Raw genomic sequence first — 20,131 nt, 5'->3', positions numbered from 1 at the left:
GCCGCCGAGCGCGACAGGCTCTCCGAGCCCGCCGAACAGATACTCGGCCGGGTCGCGACCGTGGAGTCCGTGGACGGGCTGCCGCCGGACACCGAGCTGGTCGTCGAGGCCGTACCGGAGAACGCCGCCCTCAAGGCGCGGCTGCTGGCCGCGGCCGAAGCGGCGGTGGACGCCACGACCGTGCTGGCCACCAACACCAGCTCCTTGTCGGTCACCGAGCTGGCCTCGGCACTGAAGGAGCCGGGTCGTTTCCTGGGCATGCACTTCTTCAACCCCGTGCCCGCCTCCGAGCTGGTCGAGATCGTCGTCGCACCGGACACCTCGCCCGAGGTCGTGCGGACCGCGCTGGCCTGGACCCGGGCGCTCGGCAAGAAGGACGTCGTCGTCAAGGACTCCCCCGGCTTCGCCAGCAGCCGGCTCGGTCTGGCGCTCGGCCTGGAGGCGATCCGCATGGTCGAGGACGGGGTCGCCGAGCCGGAGGCGATCGACGACGCCATGAGCCTCGGCTACAAGCACCCGATGGGTCCGCTGCGCCTGACCGACCTGGTGGGACTGGACGTGCGCCTGGCCATCGCCGAATATCTGCACGCCACCCTCGGGGAGCGGTTCGCCCCGCCGCGGCTGCTGCGCGACAAGGTCGCCCGGGGCGAGCTGGGCCGCAAGTCGGGGCAGGGGTTCTACACCTGGCAGTGACCTTGCCGGGAGCGGCCGGGGCGGCGGCCCGGGGGGTTGCCGGAGCCGCCGAAATCCGACAGACTATGTACCGAACGAACGGTCGGTTGGGGAGCTGGTTATCGATGACCACGTCACAGGGCGCTCAGTCGGACGGCGACGGTGCGGAGCAGCGGCTCCAGGAGCAGTTCGACGCGACGATCGCGAAGGATCAGCGGATCGAACCCCGGGACTGGATGCCCGAGGGCTACCGCAAGACGCTGATCCGGCAGATCGCGCAGCACGCCCACTCGGAGATCATCGGCATGCAGCCGGAGGGCGAGTGGATCACCAGGGCGCCCTCGCTGCGCCGCAAGGCCATCCTCTTCGCGAAGGTCCAGGACGAGGCCGGACACGGCCTGTACCTGTACTCGGCGGCCGAGACCCTGGGTGCCGACCGGGCGGACCTCACCGAGCGCCTCATCGAGGGCCGGCAGAAGTACTCGTCGATCTTCAACTACCCGACGCCGACCTTCGCGGACGTCGGCGTGATCGGCTGGTTCGTCGACGGCGCGGCGATCTGCAACCAGGTGCCGCTGTGCCGCAGCTCGTACGGCCCCTACGCCCGCTCCATGGTGCGGATCTGCAAGGAGGAGTCGTTCCACCAGCGTCAGGGCTATGAGCTGCTGATGACGATGATGCGCGGCACCGACGCCCAGCGGGAGATGGTGCAGGACGCGGTGAACCGCTGGTGGTGGCCGTCCCTGATGATGTTCGGCCCGCCCGACGGCGACTCCCCCAACTCCGCGGCCTCGATGGCCTGGAAGATCAAGCGGCACAGCAACGACGAACTGCGCCGGCGCTTCGTCGACATGACCGTCCCGCAGGCCGAGAAGCTGGGCGTCACCCTGCCCGACCCCGAGCTGCGCTGGAACGAGGAGCGCGGCCACCACGACTTCGGCACCCCCGACTGGTCCGAGCTCAAGCGCGTGATCAGCGGCGACGGCCCCTGCAACGAGCAGCGCGTCGCACGGCGGCGGGCCGCCCACGAGGAGGGCGCCTGGGTGCGCGAGGCGGCGACCGCCCACGCGGCCAAGCGGGCCGCCCGGTCCGCGCGGGCCCAGGAAGCGCAGAACACCCAGGAAGGAACGGCGGCATGAGTAACACCGAGGGAACGAAGAACGGCTGGCCGCTGTACGAGGTGTTCGTCCGCGGCAAGCGCGGCCTGAACCACGTCCACGTCGGATCGCTGCACGCCGCCGACGACGCGATGGCGCTCAGCCACGCCCGCGACCTGTACACCCGGCGCAACGAGGGCGTGAGCATCTGGGTGGTGCGCTCGGAGCACATAGCCGCCTCCACCCGCGACGAGAAGGACCCCTTCTTCGCCCCCAGCGCCGACAAGGTCTACCGCCACCCCACCTTCTACGACATCCCCGACGATGTCCCCCACATCTAGGAGCAGGACGGCATGAGCGACGTCACCGACGACCACGTCTACCTGTCCCTGACCGAGGACCACGGGGACTCGGACGCCCGCTGGGCCTTCGGCACCGGGTTCGAGGACCCGCTGCACGGCGTCGACACCGCCGTGCCGGCCACGGTCGACGCCGCCGAGCTGGCCGCGTACTGCCTGGCCCTCGGCGACGACGCCCTGGTCGGCGCGCAGCGCCTGGCCCAGTGGTGCACCCTGGCTCCCGAGCTGGAGGAGGAGGTGGCCCTGGCCAACATAGGTCTCGACCTGCTCGGCCAGGCACGGCTGCTGTACGCGCGCGCCGGGCAGGTGGACGGCAGCGGCCGGGGCGAGGACGCCTACGCCTACTTCCGCGACGCGGAGGACTTCCGCAACGTCCGGCTCGCCGAACTCCCCAACGGCGACTTCGCGTTCTCCATCACCCGGCTGCTGGTCCTGTCCTGCTGGCGCCTGGCCGTCTTCCAGCGGCTCGCGGCCACCGCACCGGACCCGGTGCTGAAGGCCATCGCGGCCAAGGGGGTCAACGAGCTCGCCTACCACCGCCAGTTCGCGGCCGACTGGGCGGTACGCCTGGGTGACGGCACCGAGGAGTCGCACCGGCGGATGCGGGCGGCCCTGGCCGGCATCGCCCCGTACACGGCCGAACTCTTCGTGTCCCGGCCGGGGTTCGGCGTCGACCCGGCGGACGTGCGGGAGGAGACGACGGCCGTGCTCCAGCAGGTCCTCGACGCCGCCGGGCTGGAGCTTCCCGAGGCCGGGGCCCTGCCCGGACAGGGCAGGGAGGGCGACCACACCGAGCACCTGGCCCCCCTGCTGGCCGAGTTGCAGAGCGTGGCCCGCGCCCACCCGGAGGCGACATGGTGACCGCCCTGGACGAGCGGCGCGCCCGGCGCGTGGCCGAGCAGGTCACGGACCCGGAGATGCCGATGCTCACCCTGGCCGACCTCGGCGTCCTGCGCGACGTCGAGGTGAGGGAGGACGGCACGGTCGTCGCGAACCTGACCCCCACCTACTCGGGCTGCCCCGCGATGGCGGAGATGCGCGCCGACGTCGCCGCGCGGCTGCGGGCAGCCGGCTTCGCGCGGGTGGAGATCCGTACGGTGCTCGACCCGCCGTGGACGACGGACTGGATCACGCCCGAGGGCCGCCGCAGGCTCGCCGAGGCCGGCATCGCGCCGCCCGGTGCCGCGCCCCGGCGCACCGGCGGGCCCGTGCCGCTTCAGCTGTCGGCCACGCGCCGCGCGGTGGCGTGTCCCCGCTGCGGGTCGTCGGACACCGAGGAGACGTCCCGCTTCTCCGCCACCTCCTGCAAGGCCCTGTGGCGCTGCCGCAGCTGCCTGGAGCCGTTCGAGTACGTCAAGGAGATCTGATGGGCCCGACCCCCACGCCGGCGGACACCTCCGTGTCCGCCGCCCCCGCGCGCCCGCGGCGCCGTCCGGCCTTCCATCCGCTGCGGGTCGCCGCGGTGCAGCCGCTGTGCGCCGACGCGGCCGCCATCAGCTTCGACATACCCGACGAGCTGGCGGAGGAGTTCGCCCACCGGCCCGGCCAGTCGCTCACCCTGCGCCGCGAGATCGACGGCCGCGACGAGCGCCGCTCGTACTCCATCTGCTCCCCCGTCGGCTCCCGCCCCCGCATAGGCGTGCGGGTCGTGCCCGGCGGCCTGTTCTCCTCCTGGCTGGTCAACGAGGTGCGCCCCGGGGACACGGTCGAGGTGATGGCCCCCACCGGTGCCTTCACCCCCGACCTCACCGAACCGGGCCACCACGTCCTGATAGCCGCCGGCTCCGGCATCACCCCGATGCTGTCCATCGCCGAGTCCGTGCTGGCCGCGGACACCCGCTCCCGGGTCACGCTCTTCTACGGCAACCGCCGCACCGACACGGTGATGTTCGCCGACGAACTCGCGGACCTGAAGGACCTCCACCCCACCCGCTTCCAGCTCGGGCACGTGCTGTCCCGCGAGCCGCGCGAGGCCGAACTGCTGTCGGGGCGCCTGGACGCCGAGCGCCTCGCCACGCTCATCGACGGTCTCGTGGACGTGCGCGGCGCGGACCACTGGTGGCTGTGCGGTCCGCACGGCATGGTCCGTGACGCGCAGAAGCTCCTCGGTGACCTCGGCGTCCCGGCGGACCGCGTCCACCAGGAACTGTTCTTCGCCGACGACGAACCGATCCGCACCGTCCGCCACGAGGACGCCGCCGCGGACGGCCCGGTCAGCCAGGTCACCATCACCCTCGACGGCCGCTCCACCACCGCGCCGCTGCCCCGCGGGACGACGATCCTGGACGGGGCGGCGCGGGTGCGTCCCGACACGCCGTTCGCCTGCAAGGGCGGCGTGTGCGGCACCTGCCGCGCCCTGGTCACCGACGGCGAGGCCGACATGCGCCGCAACTACGCGCTCGAACCCTCCGAGGTCGACGCCGGATACGTACTGACCTGCCAGACGTTCCCCGTCTCCGAGACGCTGACCGTCGACTTCGACAGCTGAGCGCCGAGGCACCTCGTCCGTCGGGGAGACGGCGAGACCGAAGGCGGTGGTGACACCGATGAGGACCGGCCCGGTCGACGCCCGCGGGATGTCGCGCCCGGGTGGGAACCCCCACCGGCGAGCCGGCCGGCCTGCTCGAAGCCGAGCAGGCCGGCGGCGGTGATGACCGCCATCGGCGCGACCGCGACGGCGCTGCCGGGTCCGGCCGGGGTGCGCCCGCGCCGTCGCGCTTCTCCCAGCCACCCGGATCCAGTACCCGGCCCCTCCGCGGCCCGGACGAGTCCGATGAAGCCGACCTCGCGTACGGCCGTGGGCCGCAACCCCTCGGAAGGGTGACGCTCACCTTCGCCGTGCCGCGGTGACGCGGCCCCCGGCCGTCTCCGGACGAGCGGGAAAGCGGCCCACGTGGACGCGCGGGACACGGCGTGCGGACCGCGGAGCTTCCCCTGCCGGACGGTCGTTCCGGCGAACAGCGGGGAAACACTTGCGTCTTCGTCCGTCCGACACCTTGTTGCAGGCAATCTACGCGCGTATCTTTCCACGAGTCGCCGCCACCTCCCACGGCTTTTGTCGCGTCGTTCTCTCATCGACTCCCCTACGAAAGAGCCCCACGTGTCTCCACGCATACCGCTCGCCCTGCGCGGCAGAGGTTTCAAGGCCGGCCTCGTCGCGCTCCCCCTCGGCATCGCCGGATCACTGATCGCCCTCCCCCTCACCGCCCAGGCCGCACCGTCGCCGGACGCCGTCATCTCCGAGGTCTACGGCGGCGGCGGCAACTCCGGCGCCCCCCTCACCCACGACTTCATCGAGCTCGGCAACGCCGGCACGGCGCCGTTCGACCTGGGCGGCTGGTCCGTGCAGTACCTCAGCGGCTCGCCCACCGCCACTACCAAGTGGCAGGTCACGCCGCTGACGGGGGCCATTCCCGCGGGCGGCAACTACCTGGTCCAGGAGGCCAAGGGCGCCGCGGGCGACACCGCCCTGCCGACGCCCGACGCCACCGGCACCATCGCCATGTCGGCGGCCAGCGGCACCGTCGCGCTGGTCCACTCGACCACCGCGCTCACCTGCCTGACCGCCGCCGACTGCGCGGCGGACGCCACCGTCAAGGACCTGGTGGGCTTCGGCACCGCCGTGGTGCGCGAGGGCAGCCCCGCCACCGGGGCCGGCAACACCACCTCCGTCTCGCGCGACGCCGCCCTCACCGACACGGACGACAACGCGGCCGACCTCACCGGCTCCACGCCCAGCCCGCGCAACAGCACCGGGGACGGCTCCGGCGACCCGTCGCCCTCCCCCACCCCCTCGCCCACCGACACCGCACCGGGCAGCCTGCGCATCCACGACATCCAGGGCACCACCCGGACCTCCCCGTACGACGGCCAGACCGTCACCAATGTGCCCGGCGTGGTGACCGGCGTGCGCAGCACCGGCACCAAGGGCTACTGGATCCAGGACTCCGACCCGGACGGGAACCCGGCCACCAGCGAGGCCGTCTTCGTCTACACCGGTTCCGCCACCCCCGTGGTCAAGGCCGGCGACTCGGTACTGGTCTCGGGCAAGGTCAGCGAGTACTACCCCGGCGGCCAGAGCAGCGGCACGCAGTCCGTCACCGAACTCACCGCGCCCAAGGCCGTCGTGCTGTCGGCCGGCAACCCGCTGCCGGCCGCGGAGGTCATCGACTCGGCCACCCTGCCCGACGCCTACGCCCCGCAGGCCGGGGGAGGAAGCATCGAGCCCCTGGAACTCAAGCCCGGCACCTACGCGTTGGACTGGCTGGAGTCCCGTGAGGGCATGCTGGTGCGGATCGGCGACTCCCGTGTCGTGGGCGCCTCCAACGCGTACAACGAGACCTGGATCACCACCAAGCCGAAGCAGAACCCGACCCCTCGCGGCGGCACCGTCCTGACCGGCTACGGCAACCCCAACTCCGGGCGCCTGCTGGTCGCCTCCCTGACCGGCGACAAGCTGAAGGCCGACGTCGGGGACACCCTCACCGGTACGACCGCGGGCCCGCTGGACTACGGCAACTACGGCGGCTACAGCATCCAGGCGACCAAGCTCGGCACGACCGTACCGGGCGGGCTGACCCCGGACGTGGCGAAGCCGGGCAAGTCCAACGAACTGTCCGTCGCCACGTACAACGTCGAGAACCTCTCCCCGGCGGACTCGAAGAACAAGTTCGACCGGCTGGCCCAGGGCGTCGTCAAGAACCTGGCCGCCCCGGACATCCTGAGCCTGGAGGAGATCCAGGACAACAACGGGCCCACGGACGACGGCACGGTCGCGGCCGACAAGACGGTCGCCAAGTTCGTCGACGCCGTCAAGGCGGCGGGCGGCCCGGCGTACGACTGGCGCTCCATCGACCCGGTCAACGACCTGGACGGCGGCCAGCCCGGCGGCAACATCCGCATCGTCTTCCTCTTCAACCCCCAGCGCGTGAGCTTCGTGGACCGGCAGGGCGGCGACCCCACCACGGCCGTCGAGGCGGTCCGCGACGGCAAGAAGGGTGTGCGGCTCTCGGTCTCGCCGGGCAGGATCAACCCCGCCTCGGACGCCTGGAAGAGCAGCCGCAAGCCGCTGGTCGGTGAGTTCACCTTCCGCGGTGAGCAGGTCTTCGTGGTGGGCAACCACTTCAACTCCAAGGGCGGCGACCAGCCGTCGCACGGCGTCTTCCAGCCGCCGACGCTCGGTTCGGAGATCCAGCGCACGGCCCAGGCCAAGGAGGTCAACGGCTTCGTCTCCTCCCTGCTGGCCCTGGACAAGAAGGCCAAGGTCGTCGTCCTGGGCGACCTGAACGACTACCAGTTCTCCAAGCCGCTGGCCACGTTGACCTCCGGCGGAGTCCTGACGGACCTGATCGGCACGCTGCCCGTGAACGAGCGGTACAGCTACGTCTACGACGGCAACTCCCAGACGCTGGACCACATCCTCGTCTCACCCGCCATCAAGAAGCCCGGCTACGAGGTCATCCACGTCAACGCCGAGTTCTCCGACCAGATCAGCGACCACGACCCGCAGGTGGTCCGGATCAAGTAACCGTTCCTTCCCTGCCACCGGCCCCGGCCCCCTCTCGCGGGGTGCCGGGGCCGGTGGCCGCGCATACGGTGGTCTCTCAGCGCGCCGCGCGCGCGTGCGCGCGCTCGAAGGCGGCGAAGGCGACCTCCTGACGCCACTCCAGGTTCGCCTTCGGGCTGTCCGCCAGCAGGCGTCGGCAGGCCTGCGCCCGGACGGGCTCGCCGGGGCGTTCGCCGCGGCAGGCCGCGGCGAGGTGGTAGCCCCGGTCCGTGGGGTTGCCCTGCCACAGGCTCTCGCCCGGCAGGAACGCGTACTCCAGCGAGGCGCGGGCCAGGTCCTTCAGCTCGGGGTAGCTCAGGTCGTAGGTGCCGGCCGCGTACTCGTACTCGTGGCTGATGTCGACCCGGGACACGCCGGGGTCGTCGGTGGCCAGGACGACCGGGACGCCGTAACGGCGGTAGGTGGTGAAGGGGTGGTCGGCTCCCTTGACCCCGAGGATCTGGGCGTTGCTGGTGAACGGCACTTCGACGGCGACCCGGCGGGCGGCCATCGTACGGGCCGTCTGCTGCCAGTCGTCCTCGTGGACGAGGTCGACGCCGTGGCCGACGCGCTCGGTGCGGGCGACGCCGACGGCCTCCTTGATGTGGAACCTCAGGTCCGCCGGCTTGACCAGCCCGGGCCACAGCTCGCCCGCGTGCAGGGTGACGTGGGCCTTCGGGTACTGGGTGCGCAGATAGCCGACCATGCGCATCTGCAGGCTGTAGTCGCGCAGCGCGCTGTCCGCGTCCTCGGGCTGGACGAGGTTGACCGCGACGAAGCGCGGATCCCTCTCGGCCAGCCGCATCCCCAGCGCCAACTGCGTGAAGACCCGCTCCGGGGCGCTGCCGCGGGACGCCTGGGAGACCCAGCGGACGGTGAGCCGGCAGCCCGGCCGCGGCTGCCCGGTGCCGCACCGCTCGGTGGCCCGGAACTCGGCGTCGCCGTCGTCGGCCTCCTCGCGGGCCTCGGCCACCAGCCGGTCCAGCTTCCCTCCCGCCACCAGCTTCCGGTGCAGGGCGGCGAGGTCGTCGTCCCAGCCGACCTCGGCGGCCAGCTGCCGGGCGCCGTCGGACGCGGGCGTGACCATGGTCTCCAGATAGAACTGGTTCTGGCGCACGACGCCGTCGGCGACCTCGGCGAGCAGCTTGCCCCGGTGCCGCCAGGTCACCTCGCCGAACTTCCCGAAGGTGTCGAAGAAGTGGTCATGGCCACTCTGGCCGGGCGGGAAGTCCTCCATGGACCAGGCACGCACCAGCGCGTCGTGGAAGGCGCGGTCGGTACGGGCGTCCGCGGCGGGGCGCGTACCGGTACCGCACGGCGGGGCGACGGCGGTCATCGTCGCGGTGTCGACGCACAGCCCGTCCTCGGCGGCCAGTTCGATGAGGTACTCCGTGGACACCGCGCCGGAGAGGTGGTTGTGCAGGTCTCCGCCCTTGGGCAGCCGCACGAAGAAATCCCGCAGCAGCGCGGGGCGGCCGCGCACCGAGTCCAGGTAGGCGTCGGTCCTGGCCTCGGCGGCCGTCGCTTTCCTGAGTGCGGGCGCGGCGGAAGCGCTCTGCCCGGCGGCCGGCTGTGCGGCGGCGGGCAGGGCGGACAACAGGGACAGGGCACCGAGGGTGCCCATGGCGGCCGGAACGAACCGGCGGCGTACGGTACTTCGGCGATTCGAGCTCACCCGGGCATGATCGAGGGACGATCATGTGCCGAATCGATTCTCTCGGACGAACGGCCCCTCGACGGCACCCGATCGGCCGACGCGGACGTACAGGACGTGCCTCCGCGCGACGCGGAGCGGTGCGGCAGATGCCGGCGATCGGGTTCCGTCCATGCCGAACGAGTCGTGGACGGGCCGCACCCCGACCGCCACGACTGGGCCAGTCCGGCTCCGTTCGGCATCCCGCCGGTGTCCGCCACCGGTGTCCGCCAGGCCCTGGTGGAGGGCCTCGTGCCCGCGGAACACATCCGCACGCTCCGCGGCAGTCATCGCTTCGGTCACCGCGGGATCGGCCTACGTCAGCACCACGGACTCCATGCCGTCACCTCGGGAGCACAGGCCCGGCCCGCGTCCCGGACTCATCCGGGGTACGGGCGGCTGGTCCGAGGCCGCGTGCGCACTTGGCCTCGGTGGCACGGGAGGCCGCCGTCACGCCGAGTCTCCGAGGCCCTGTGCACACCCGGCACACACTTTTGAAGTCCGCAGGTCACAAAGGCTCCGGAAGGCAGTAGGGTCCGAGTTGTTCAGCTCCATCCCATGACCGCAAGCGGGGCAACCGTGGACCTTGAGGCCCTTCACTCCTTCCTGGCCGTGGCCAAACACCGGAGCATCTCCAAGGCCGCCGCCGGCCTCTATGTCACGCAGCCGACCATGAGCCAGCGGTTGCGGCGCCTGGAGGAGAGCCTCGGGTTCGCGCTGTTCGAACGTGACTGGACCGGTGTGGTGCTGACGCACCAGGGCGCGTACTTCCTGCCGTACGCCGCCCAGCTCATACGGGACCTGTCGAACGCCTCCGCGGTCCTCGGCAGGAAGGGCACGTCCAAGCCGCGCAGCTTCGCCGAGGTGGCCGGCCACCCTCACAAGGTCATGTTCGGAGTGGACAACTGGCTGTCCGAGCGGTCGGTGCGGGCCGTGGTGAGCAGCGCGCTGAGCTCCTACGGGGCCGATGAGTTCCGGGTGACCAGCCGTCCGGCCACGACCTTGATCGACCTGCTGGAGCTCAACCAGCTCGACGCCGGGCTGTTCTACTCCACGGACCCGGACTACCCGTTCCACACGGAGGTCATCGGCACGGAGGAGATGGCTGTCGTCCATCCGCCGGGTACGGTCCTGGAGGAGACCAGCGCCCCGGCGCTGAAGGAGCTGCTGTCCTGTTACCGGTTCGTCCTCTTCGACAATCCGGTGCTGACCCACCACGCGCGGATCACCACCACCCTGATCGAGACCTATGAGATCTCCTGCTTCCACGTGGTGGACGACTACCGGACCATGCACGCGCTGATCCGCCTGGGCGAGTGCATCACGGTGGTTCCGGCCGGTGCCGTCCTCGACGACCGGGGGCAGCGCACGACGGACCTTCCCTCCACCCCGCTGCCCGGCCTCCTCCCGGAGATCAGCGTCACCGTGGGCGTCAGCGACGCCGGCCGGGACCACGGGGTGACCGAGGCGTTCGCACGGTCGGTCGCACATTTCCTGCACGGCGACCCGCCCGGCACCGGATGACGCTCGCCCACACATGCGCCATCCGGTCCGGGCAGGTTCTTGGTGGTCAGGGGCGGTCAGACTCCCGTGTCCGCCGTGACGGCGGCGTCCTTGCGTGCGGCGCTTCCGGCCTTCTTCGGTGCCGTCTCCTGAAGGAAGCTCGCGGCTGACACGCAGAGCAGCAGTCCGCCGAGCGCCAGGTAGAGGACAGTGTGGATACCGTGGTGCTGGGCCAGGTATCCGGCGACGGACGGGGCGACGCCGCCGCCGAAGATCTCCGCGATGCCCATGACGGTGCCGGCGGCGGCCGCCATGAGGCCGGCGGGGACGGATTCCACGGTCACGGTTCCGGCGAGCAGGGCGAGGCAGCCGTTGGTGCCGAAGGCTATGAAGAACAGCAACAGGAACAGCAGCGGCACCACCGGCCCCTGCAGGATGAAGCCGACCAGCATGCACATCGCCATCAGCAGGGAGACGACGATCACGGGCTTGCGGCCGAAGCGGTCGGACAGCCCGGGAATGGCCAGCTGACCCGCGAAGGCGCCGAACCCGATACCGGAGGCGATGACGCCCATCTGGCTGGTGCCGATGCCCTGGTGGTCGACGAGATAGCTGGGCACCATGGCGCTCAGCACGAAGATGCAGGTCATCGCGCCGCACAGGGCGACAATGGCCAGCCGGATGTTGCGGTAGCGGAAGAGGTCCAGCCAGCGGGTCCTCTCCTGGGGGGCGGGCGCGACAGCGGACTCGAAGGCCGGCAGCTGGTGGGGTTCGCGGATGGTCCGGAAGACGAACCAGGCCAGGGCCAGGCCCGGCAGCAGCATGAGCCCGAACACCCAGTGCCAGCTCGGGAGCACCCGCAGCAACTGGGTGGCGATGATCGGACCCAGGCCGATGCCGAAGAGGGCGAAGGTGCTCTGCTGCATGCCCATGTTCAGTCCGCGGCGCTCCGGGCGGGACGCCTCCGCCGTGGCGGCCACCGCGGTCGGGGTGAACGCGCCCTCGGTGATGCCCATGACGGCCCGCACCATCAGGAGACTGACGAGTCCGCCGACGAACCCGGTCAGCAGCGAGCAGACCGAGAACAGGACGATCGAACCGACCAGGATCCTGCGCCGGCCCAGCCGGTCGGAGAGGCCGCCCATGAGGAGGGAGGAGCATCCCCAGGCCAGGCCGAGCACGCCGATGATGTTTCCCAGGTCCTGGTAGTCGAGCCCGAGTTCCTTCATCATCGAGGGAAACAGCGGGCTGATGATCCAGCGGTCCAGGCCGACCAGACCGAATCCGAGGGACAGCAGCAATACCGCCGAGCGCTCGTAGCGGACGTCGTACTCTCTTGGTCTCATTCCGCTCCTCCCTCCCGGCCCTCACGGATCTCCGCAACCAGTTCCCCGGTCGAGAGCACCCGGCCGAAGAATGTGCCGATGGTTTTCTCCGTGGCCGTTTGCGCCTCGTCGCTGAGCGCTCCGGTGGCATCGCTGACGAAAGCCACCTTGAAATCGCGCATGTAGGCCCCGCGCGCGGTGGAGTCGCAGCAGACCTCGGTGAGGGTGCCGATGATGATCACCGTGTCCACCTGACGCAGGCCCGAGATGCTGGTGAGCACGTTCTCCAGCTGCGTGTTGTGGAAGGCGTCGTAACGGTGCTTGACGATGACGACGTCGTCCGACCCGGGCTTCAGGTCGTCGATGACCTCGGAACCGAAGCTGCCCTTGCGCATGCCCGCGCTCAAAAGCGCCGGATTGTAGGCAGTTTCCAGTGGAGACACATTGAACGTGTCCAGCAGAATGTGCCGGGTGTAGACGACCGGAATACCGGCCGCCCGGCATTCGGCGACGGCCTCCTGCATCCGGGGTATCCGCCGGCGTGCCATCGGCACTTCCATCGGATATCCCTCGAGAACGAAGTCGTTCTGCATGTCGATCACGAGCAGTGCCGTCTTCTGCGGATTCACGCGCCACATCGCGTTCAACGGGTGGACTCCTCTTGCGTCGGGGAATAAGGGAGCCCCGGATCATGGCCCGAGGATTGGGCACAGAGCCTAACCGTGAAACGCGAGCCGCCAGGCATAGGAATTCTTTATACCGTCGTCGGGCGGTTCCCGGCTCGGCCGGGCGCGGCGCCGGCGTGCTACCAGGGGAGGCGGCCCATGACGTCGAAGTAACCTCCGGTGGGACCGTCGGGGCCCGTCTGCGCCATGCGGACGATGATCTCGGCGCCTTCCTCGACCGTCTGCGTACCCGTGTGACGGTTGAGGTCCGTCGCCGTGTATCCAGGCTCCACCGCGTTGATCCGCATCCGCGGGAACGCCTTCGCGTACTGCACGGTGATCATGTTGACCGCGGCCTTCGACGCGGGGTAGGCGACCCCCGGGTAGGCGTGTGCCGGTGTGTCCGGGTCGGTCACCCGGGTCAGCGAGGCCAGGCCGCTGCTGACGTTGACCACGACCGGGTTGGCGGAGCGTTGCAGCAGCGGCAGGAACGCGTGGGTGACGCGCACCACGCCGAAGACGTTGGTCTCGAACACCGCCCGCATCGCCTCGGCGGTCACCTCCTCGGCTCCGATCACGCCTCCGTCCGGTGACCGCGCTTCCACGCCGGCGTTGTTGACCAGCACGTCCAGTCCGCCGTCGGCCTCGACGGCTTTCACCGCGGCGGCGACGGACGCGTCGTCGGTGACGTCGATCCGCACCATGCGCGCGCCGAGCCGTTCGGCGGCGCGACGCCCGCGCTGCAGGTCCCGGCTGCCGACGTAGACGGTCTGGCCGGCGGCGACAAGGCGGCGGGCGGTCTCGAATCCGAGCCCCTTGTTGGCTCCGGTGATCAGTGTTGTCGTCATACCTCCAGGTTCCGGGCGGGCGCTGCGGTCAGCCAGTCGGCTTCTCGTCCCGGGACCGCCGGCACCGGGCAGGCCCGCCGGTGGCCCGTGCGCGCCGCTGACGCGCCGAAGGCCCGACCTCCCTCGATGCACATCAGGTCTTCCCGGCCGCACCATCACCTTGACTCCCGCTGTTCACCGACGCTTCGAAGACTCCGAGCGTCCCGAGCAGTACGTCCTTGTCGGCAGCAGGAGTTACGGATGAGCCACGGTCACAGACACGGCCACGGTCACGGTCACCACCATCACCACCCCGGGGGCGGCGATTCCTCGTCCTTGCCGCCCGCTCTCGACATGTCCGTTTCCGACGAGGAGTTGACCCCGAGCCAGCTCTCGCGCCGGTCGATGCTGCGACGCACCGGCCTGCTGGGGGCCGGCCTGGCGGCCGGCAGCGTTCTCGGCGGTGCGGGCCAGGCGGCCGCCGCGGCACCGGCGTCCCACGGGTCCAACAGCGCTCGTTCCGGCGGTTATCTGTGGCTGGCCGGTGACCACCACATCCACACGCAGTACAGCTCCGACGGCAAGTACCGCGTGATCGACCACGTCCGTCAGGCGAACGCACACGGCCTGGACTGGATGGTCATCACCGACCACGGCAGCGAGGAGCACGCCAGGATCGGCGTGGAGAAGGTCAACCCGGACATCGTCGCGGCCCGCCGGCAGATCGACGACACGCTGGTCTTCCAGGGTCTGGAGTGGAACATCCCGGCCGCCGAGCACGGCACCGTCTTCGTGCACCCCGGCAAGAACGAGGTGGCGGTCCTGAAGGAGTTCGAGAACTCCTTCGACGGCGCGGTGAAGAAGGCCACCGGCAACACCGCGGCGAACGAGGCGCTCGCCATCGCCGGCGTCAACTTCCTTGCCGAGCAGGTCCGGCGCCGCAAGGTCGAGGACGTCCTGTTCCTCGCCAACCACCCGGCCCGCAAGGGCATCGACTCCCCGCACGAGATCCGTGCCTGGCGCGACGCGCAGCCGACGATCGCCGTCGGCATGGAGGGTGCCCCCGGCCACCAGGCCGCCGGCCTCCCCGCCCCGCAGGGTCCCGGTTCCGGGCGCGGTTACTACGACAACAGCCCCGGCGCCGACTCCTTCCCCGGATACCCGCTGGAAAGCTACCGCACCTGGGGCGGCTTCGACTGGATGACCGCCACCGTCGGCGGTCTGTGGGACAGCCTGCTCGCCGAGGGCAAGCCGTGGTGGATCACCGCCAACTCCGACTCGCACAGCGTCTACGCCGACAGCGCCGTGCGCGGCCCGAACAGCGACTTCAAGGCCGACGGCCGCTACAACGACCCGGTGTACGGCGGTGGCCTGAACCTCACGGACGGGGACTACTGGCCCGGTCAGTACTCCCGCACCCACGTGGGCGCCGTCAACTTCTCCTACAAGGCGGTCATGGACGGCATCCGGGCCGGCCGCGTCTGGGTCGACCACGGTGGACTCATCAGCGGCCTGGACGCCCAGCTGCGCTGCGGCGGCAAGGCCGTCACGCTGGGCGGGATGCTGCAGGTCCGCCGCGGCAGCCAGGTCGACCTGGTCGTCGAGATCTCCCTGGCCAACGGCCCCAACTGGGCGCAGTTCCTGCCCGCACTGGCCCGCGTCGACGTCATCCAGGGTGACGTGACCGGCCGGGTCGCGGACAAGGACACGTTCATCACGCCCAGCACCAGGGTCGTCAAGTCCTTCGAGGTGAACAGGTCCACCGGTTCGGTACGCCTGACGTACTCCCTGGGGCGTGTCGACAAGCCGGTCTACGTACGGCTGCGCGGTACCGACGGCAACCGCGGCGCCGTCGGCCTGCGGGGTGCCGCCGTCGACCCGGCAGGGCCCGCCATGGATGTCCTCGGCGACGCCGACCCGTGGAAGGACCTGTGGTTCTACAGCAACCCGATGTGGGTCCTGCCCGCATGACGACAGCGCACCACGACGTGCCCGGCGTCCGCTCCGTCATCGGAGTGGACGCCGGCACGGCGAGCCTTCGCGAGGCCGATCACCTCATCCACCAGCTGTTGGAAGGTCTCGGCCTCCCTCCGGGCACGATCGCCTGTACGCACCTGGTCCGCACCGACGCCCGCAGCGGGGTCGCCGTCTCCTTCGCCGTGCGTGGAGAGGAGGCGGCCGAGGAGGCGTGGCGACGGCTGACCGGGCCGGCGGGGCCGGTCCCGGGCGCCGTCCTGGGCGAGCGCGCGTACGGTCCGGAGCAGGCCGTGCGCGTGGCTGCTCTGGCCGCCGCGGAACATGTCCGTCGCAGTGGCGGGCGCGCCGTGGTCTATCCCGGAGTGGAGCGCCTCTCCGGCACGGTCACCGTGGCCGACCTGCCGGCCCTGACCGCCATCGAGGACGTCGTCGTGGTCGGCTCGCCGTCGCCGGATCGTCAAGGGCCGGACCCGGCCACTTCCGTGATCACCCGCGACCACGTACGGCCCGAGTGGCGGGACGGCCGGCTGACCCTCGCCCTGGTTCCGGCCGCCGCCGGCGCTCTCGCACCCTTCGAGGTGCCGAACCCCACTCCGTGCTGCGCCGACCACGTCTGACGCCCGGGACCGCGCGTCCTGGAGGCAGGCGAACGGGGCGCGTCCACGGCCGCCTTTCCGGAGGTCGGCGATGTTCGCCACCGGTAAGCTGCCGCACCCTGCACACGCTCCGGGGACCGGATGACGGCAGCATGCGGATGTGTCCGATGTCCGGGAGGTGACCTGCCGCCCCCCGCTCGAGGCTCGGCCTGCGCCGGCGGCCGTGCCGTGGCCCGGCATCACCGGACCCGGCCCGTATCATCCGCGTGCCGGACCGGCCACCGGTACGCATCACGCAGTCGGTCCGGAGCTACCCGGCAGCCTGGACCGGGTAGGTCAGCCGCCCGTCCCGGACGCGTGCGTGCTGGTGCAGGGCGGCGGGCTTCGTCGTCGTGGGGGACATGATGTCCAGGACCTCCACGCCCGCGACGATCAACGCGTCGGTGATCAGCCCGCGATGGCAGCGCCAAGGCACCGCCTCACTGCACATGATCGCCGGTCGTTCGTGCTCCGCCAGCTCGAGCAGTTCACCCAGGCCCTCGGCGAACGCGTCGGTCGCCATGTAGTCGGCGTAGTCGCGGAACGCCTTGACGCGCCATGCCCCGTTCGCACTCGGCACGCCCTCGGGGGTGTGCCGTCGGCCGCCCAGTTCCCGGATCCACCGGTATCCGATGCCGGCGGGCAGCGCCCGGACGATCGCCGGCCGGTTCCACTGCGGGAACTTCCTGGACGACGGGAAGGAGCGGACGTCGACCAGGTACGTGACGTCGTTGTTCCGCAGCATCGTCAGCATCTCGTCGAAGTCGCGGGTCGAGTGTCCCACCGTGCAGATGCGGTTCGTCATGCTCCCACCTCTGGCGCACGCGGTCCCACGGTCACACCATCATGCACCGGGCGCAGGGAGCGCTGCCCCCGCGGTGCTCCGCCTCTCCCGCCTGGTCAGGTTCGCCCGGTGGTGCGACGCTGGGGAGGTGAGGTGTCCTGGAGGGAAATCCGGGAGGGCCGATGGGACGTGACGTCCCGGCGATGGTCTTCACCCGCGAGGACCGCCGCCGGTACCGGATCAAGATGCAGGAGTGCCTCGACGCGTTCGCGCAGATGCTGCGCGAGTCACGGTTCGAGTCCGAACGTCCCCAGGTGGGGCTGGAGATCGAGCTGAACCTGGTCGACGGCGAGGCGGAGCCGGCGATGCGCAACAGCGATGTGCTCGAGGCGATCGCGGATCCCGCCTGGTCCACGGAGCTGGGCCGGTTCAACCTCGAGATCAACATTCCGCCCCGCCGGCTGACGGCGGGCGGCCCCGACGCCTGGGAGTCCGAGATCCGCGCCGCGCTGAACCACGCGGAGCAGCGCGCGCGGTCGGTCGGCGCGCATCTGATCATGATCGGCATCCTTCCCACGCTGCGGCAGGAGGACGTCGGCGAGGCCGCGCTGTCGGAGAACCCGCGCTACCGGCTGCTCAACGACCAGGTCTTCGCGGCCCGGGGCGAGGACCTGCGCATCGAGGTGGACGGCGACGACCGGCTGCGGACCTACGCGGACACGATCACCCCGGAGGCCGCGTGCACCAGCACCCAGTTCCACCTCCAGGTGTCCCCGGAGGAGTTCGCCGGCTACTGGAACGCGGCGCAGGCGATCGCCGGTGTCCAGGTCGCGCTGGCGGCGAACTCGCCGTTCCTGTTCGGCAAGGAGCTGTGGCACGAGACCCGTATCCCGCTGTTCGAGCAGGCCACCGACACCCGCCCGCAGGAGATCAAGGTGCAGGGGGTACGACCCCGGGTGTGGTTCGGGGAGCGGTGGATCAACAGCGTCTTCGACCTCTTCGAGGAGAATCTGCGCTACTTCCCGGCGCTGCTGCCCCTGTGCGACGAGCAGAGCCCCGCGGAGACGCTGGACCGCGGCGACGTCCCCGAGCTGAGCGAGCTGACCCTGCACAACGGCACCATCTACCGCTGGAACCGCCCGGTCTACGCCATCGCCCACGACAAACCGCACCTGCGGGTGGAGAACCGTGTACTGCCCGCCGGTCCGACCGTCGCCGACACCCTCGCCAGTGGGGCCTTCTACTACGGGCTCACCCGTGCCCTGGTGGAGGAGGACCGGCCGGTGTGGTCCCGGATGTCCTTCTCGGCCGCCGAGGACAACCTGCACACGGCAGCCCGGCACGGCATCGAGGCACGGCTGTACTGGCCCGGGATGGGCGAGGTGCCGGTGCCCGAACTCGTCCTGCGGCGGCTGCTGCCGCTGGCGCACCGGGGGCTGGAGCGCTCCGGCATGGACGAGGCCTGGCGGGAGCCGCTGCTCGGCATCATCGAGCAGCGGTGCGTCACCGGCCGCAACGGAGCGGTCTGGCAGAAGGAGATGTTCCACCACCTCGACGACACCACCCATGTGGGCCGCCATGAGGCCCTGCGGCGCATGACGCGGGTGTACAGCGACTACATGCACCTCAACGCCCCGGTCCACACCTGGCCCGTCGACTGAGCGGTCCGGTCGCCCGCCGGCCCCTCACCGGACGGGTGCGGCGGCTACCGCGTGGTCAGATAGTCCTCCACTCCCGGAGCCGTGTGGGCGTCCTCGGCGTTCACCACGCCGCCGACCGCCTTCGCGTCGGGCCTCAGCACATACGTCTCGACGCTCGCGGGACGGTCTACGTCGGAGAAGTCCTGCGCGGTGCCGAGACCGGTGTCCGCGTTCTTCTGCGAGCGGTGCGCCTTGACGACGTCCTCCCGGGTGAGGCCGCCCGCGTCGCAGGCCTTCTTCAGGTCCGCGCCGAGCAACCGGGCGGCGTTGTAACCGGACAGCACCCCCGAGTCGACCGGCGAGTCCGGGTACTTCTTCCGGTACGACGCCACCATGCGCCGCACGCCCGGCAGATCGGAGCTGACCGCGGGCGCGGCGCTGACGATGTGCAGCATGGCCGCCAGTGCCGGTGCGGCGGGGGTCTTCATCAGCTGGGGCGCGAAGCCCGGGGCGCTGCTGACGACGGGGACGCGCAGCCCCCGGGAGGCCGCGACGCCGACGAGGGATGCCGTCTGGGCGGGGCCGGCGCTGATCAGTACGGCCTTCACGCCCTCCTTGCGGAACGCCGACACCTGGGCGGACAGATCGGTGTCCGTGGCCTGGATCTTCTGGCCGGTCACCTTCAGCCCGGCCTTCCGCGCCGCCCATGTGGAGCCCTCCAGCGCGTTGGCGCCGTAGTCGCCCTCGAAGTAGACGTGGCCGATGGTGTCGCCCTTCCTCAGTCCCTTGGCGCGGGTGAGGAAGTCCACCGCGGCGATCATGTCGACGTCGTAGGTGGTGCCGAGCACCTGGACGGCGTCCTTGCCGAGCAGGGAGGCCGCCCAGGCCTGCGGGAAGGTGAGCATCCGGTCGCGCTCGATGTCGTCGAGCAGGGCCGCCACGACCGGGGAGCCGATGACCTGGGGCAGGGCCACGACGTCCGGGGCGATGTCGGCGTAGGCGGTGACCGCCTTCTGCACGTCGTACCCGTGGTCCTTGACGACGATCTCGACCGTGCGGTCGCAGATGCCGCCCTTGGCGTTGGTCTCGTCCGCCCACATCTGCTGGGCCTGCACGATGCTCCTGCCGAGCGTGGCGTAGGGGCCCGTCAGGTCGGTGAGGGCGCCCAGCCTGATGGTCCTGGCGCCGACGCCCGGTCCGGTGCGTACGCCGTCGGCGGCGTCGCCGCCCCCGTTGCCGCCGCCGGCCTTGGAGCTGCATCCGGTGGCCGCGAGCAGCAGGGCGAGGGTCCCGGCGAGGACGGTCCCGGTGGTGCGGTGCCGGTTGCGGTGCCTGGGGTGCGTGAGGTTCACGGGGTGTGCTCCTTGGATCGTGCGGCTGCAGCCGGTTGCGGGGGTGGAGTGGCGGGG

General features: G+C 71.0%; 17 protein-coding genes. 11 read left to right on the top strand and 6 right to left on the bottom strand.

Annotated features, from left to right (window positions below):
* The 7 genes from RH94_RS13395 to RH94_RS13360 form a co-directional block, all read left to right on the top strand.
* Positions 1-693, top strand: a 693-nt coding sequence (locus tag RH94_RS13395) for a 3-hydroxyacyl-CoA dehydrogenase family protein (protein ID WP_234425739.1), incomplete at its 5' end; no start/stop codon positions are given.
* Between the two features lie 104 nt (positions 694-797).
* Complete coding sequence (gene paaA / locus RH94_RS13390; RefSeq protein ID WP_073947826.1) at positions 798-1,811, top strand: 1,2-phenylacetyl-CoA epoxidase subunit PaaA; 1,014 nt, start codon at positions 798-800, stop codon at positions 1,809-1,811.
* Positions 1,808-2,110, top strand: a complete 303-nt coding sequence (paaB, locus tag RH94_RS13385; RefSeq protein ID WP_073947825.1) for a 1,2-phenylacetyl-CoA epoxidase subunit PaaB — start codon at positions 1,808-1,810, stop codon at positions 2,108-2,110. The genes paaA and paaB overlap by 4 nt, the downstream gene beginning before the upstream one ends.
* 12 nt (positions 2,111-2,122) lie before the next feature.
* Positions 2,123-2,989, top strand: coding sequence for a 1,2-phenylacetyl-CoA epoxidase subunit PaaC (gene paaC, locus RH94_RS13380; RefSeq protein ID WP_073947824.1), 867 nt, complete (start codon positions 2,123-2,125; stop codon positions 2,987-2,989).
* Positions 2,983-3,495 carry a 1,2-phenylacetyl-CoA epoxidase subunit PaaD gene (gene paaD, locus RH94_RS13375; RefSeq protein ID WP_073947823.1) on the top strand — a complete coding sequence of 171 codons (513 nt, stop codon included), beginning with the start codon at positions 2,983-2,985 and terminating at the stop codon, positions 3,493-3,495. The genes paaC and paaD overlap by 7 nt, the downstream gene beginning before the upstream one ends.
* Positions 3,495-4,616 carry a 1,2-phenylacetyl-CoA epoxidase subunit PaaE gene (gene paaE, locus RH94_RS13370; RefSeq protein ID WP_073947822.1) on the top strand — a complete coding sequence of 374 codons (1,122 nt, stop codon included), beginning with the start codon at positions 3,495-3,497 and terminating at the stop codon, positions 4,614-4,616. Before paaD ends, paaE begins: the two co-directional genes overlap by 1 nt.
* 624 nt (positions 4,617-5,240) lie before the next feature.
* On the top strand, positions 5,241-7,655 hold the full coding sequence (locus tag RH94_RS13360; RefSeq protein WP_073947864.1) for a lamin tail domain-containing protein: 2,415 nt from the start codon (positions 5,241-5,243) through the stop codon (positions 7,653-7,655).
* A 76-nt stretch (positions 7,656-7,731) separates the two neighbouring features.
* Here RH94_RS13360 and RH94_RS13355 read toward each other — a convergent pair whose 3' ends face one another.
* Complete coding sequence (locus RH94_RS13355) at positions 7,732-9,297, bottom strand: adenosine deaminase family protein (RefSeq protein WP_199880943.1); 1,566 nt, start codon at positions 9,295-9,297, stop codon at positions 7,732-7,734.
* A 627-nt stretch (positions 9,298-9,924) separates the two neighbouring features.
* On the opposite strand from RH94_RS13355, the gene RH94_RS13350 reads away from it, so the two are divergent.
* Complete coding sequence (locus RH94_RS13350; protein WP_079189015.1) at positions 9,925-10,890, top strand: LysR family transcriptional regulator; 966 nt, start codon at positions 9,925-9,927, stop codon at positions 10,888-10,890.
* Positions 10,891-10,946: 56 nt separating this feature from the next.
* Here the strand turns inward: RH94_RS13350 and RH94_RS13345 are convergent, their stop codons facing one another.
* The 3 genes from RH94_RS13345 to RH94_RS13335 all read right to left on the bottom strand — a co-directional run bounded on the left by RH94_RS13345 (position 10,947) and on the right by RH94_RS13335 (position 13,707).
* Positions 10,947-12,215: an MFS transporter gene (locus RH94_RS13345; protein WP_073947818.1), complete on the bottom strand. Its 1,269-nt coding sequence runs from the start codon at positions 12,213-12,215 to the stop codon at positions 10,947-10,949.
* Positions 12,212-12,832: an isochorismatase family protein gene (locus tag RH94_RS13340; protein WP_234425744.1), complete on the bottom strand. Its 621-nt coding sequence runs from the start codon at positions 12,830-12,832 to the stop codon at positions 12,212-12,214. The genes RH94_RS13345 and RH94_RS13340 overlap by 4 nt, the downstream gene beginning before the upstream one ends.
* A 167-nt stretch (positions 12,833-12,999) precedes the next feature.
* On the bottom strand, positions 13,000-13,707 hold the full coding sequence (locus RH94_RS13335) for an SDR family NAD(P)-dependent oxidoreductase (RefSeq protein ID WP_073947816.1): 708 nt from the start codon (positions 13,705-13,707) through the stop codon (positions 13,000-13,002).
* Between the two features lie 240 nt (positions 13,708-13,947).
* Here RH94_RS13335 and RH94_RS13330 point away from each other — a divergent pair, with 240 nt between their 5' ends.
* Entirely contained in the window at positions 13,948-15,657 is a 1,710-nt protein-coding gene (locus RH94_RS13330; protein WP_073947815.1) for a PHP domain-containing protein, read from the top strand.
* A complete protein-coding gene (locus tag RH94_RS13325; RefSeq protein WP_073947863.1) occupies positions 15,654-16,280 on the top strand; it encodes a hypothetical protein in 627 nt (208 codons plus the stop codon). The genes RH94_RS13330 and RH94_RS13325 overlap by 4 nt, the downstream gene beginning before the upstream one ends.
* Positions 16,281-16,569: 289 nt before the next feature.
* Here the strand turns inward: RH94_RS13325 and RH94_RS13320 are convergent, their stop codons facing one another.
* Positions 16,570-17,103 carry a DUF488 domain-containing protein gene (locus tag RH94_RS13320; RefSeq protein WP_073947814.1) on the bottom strand — a complete coding sequence of 178 codons (534 nt, stop codon included), beginning with the start codon at positions 17,101-17,103 and terminating at the stop codon, positions 16,570-16,572.
* Between the two features lie 161 nt (positions 17,104-17,264).
* Here RH94_RS13320 and RH94_RS13315 point away from each other — a divergent pair, with 161 nt between their 5' ends.
* Entirely contained in the window at positions 17,265-18,743 is a 1,479-nt protein-coding gene (locus RH94_RS13315; RefSeq protein WP_073947813.1) for a glutamate-cysteine ligase family protein, read from the top strand.
* Between the two features lie 44 nt (positions 18,744-18,787).
* On the opposite strand, the gene RH94_RS13310 is transcribed toward RH94_RS13315, so the two are convergent.
* Positions 18,788-20,074 (bottom strand): ABC transporter substrate-binding protein, encoded by a 1,287-nt coding sequence (locus RH94_RS13310; protein ID WP_073947812.1) that lies wholly within the window; start codon positions 20,072-20,074, stop codon positions 18,788-18,790.
* Positions 20,075-20,131 lie beyond the last annotated feature (57 nt).

Source organism: Streptomyces kebangsaanensis, from assembly GCF_001906585.1.
GTDB lineage: Bacteria > Actinomycetota > Actinomycetes > Streptomycetales > Streptomycetaceae > Streptomyces > Streptomyces kebangsaanensis.
The sequence above is the reverse complement of the archived record's forward strand: the minus strand, read 5'-3'. Positions and strand labels throughout refer to the sequence as shown.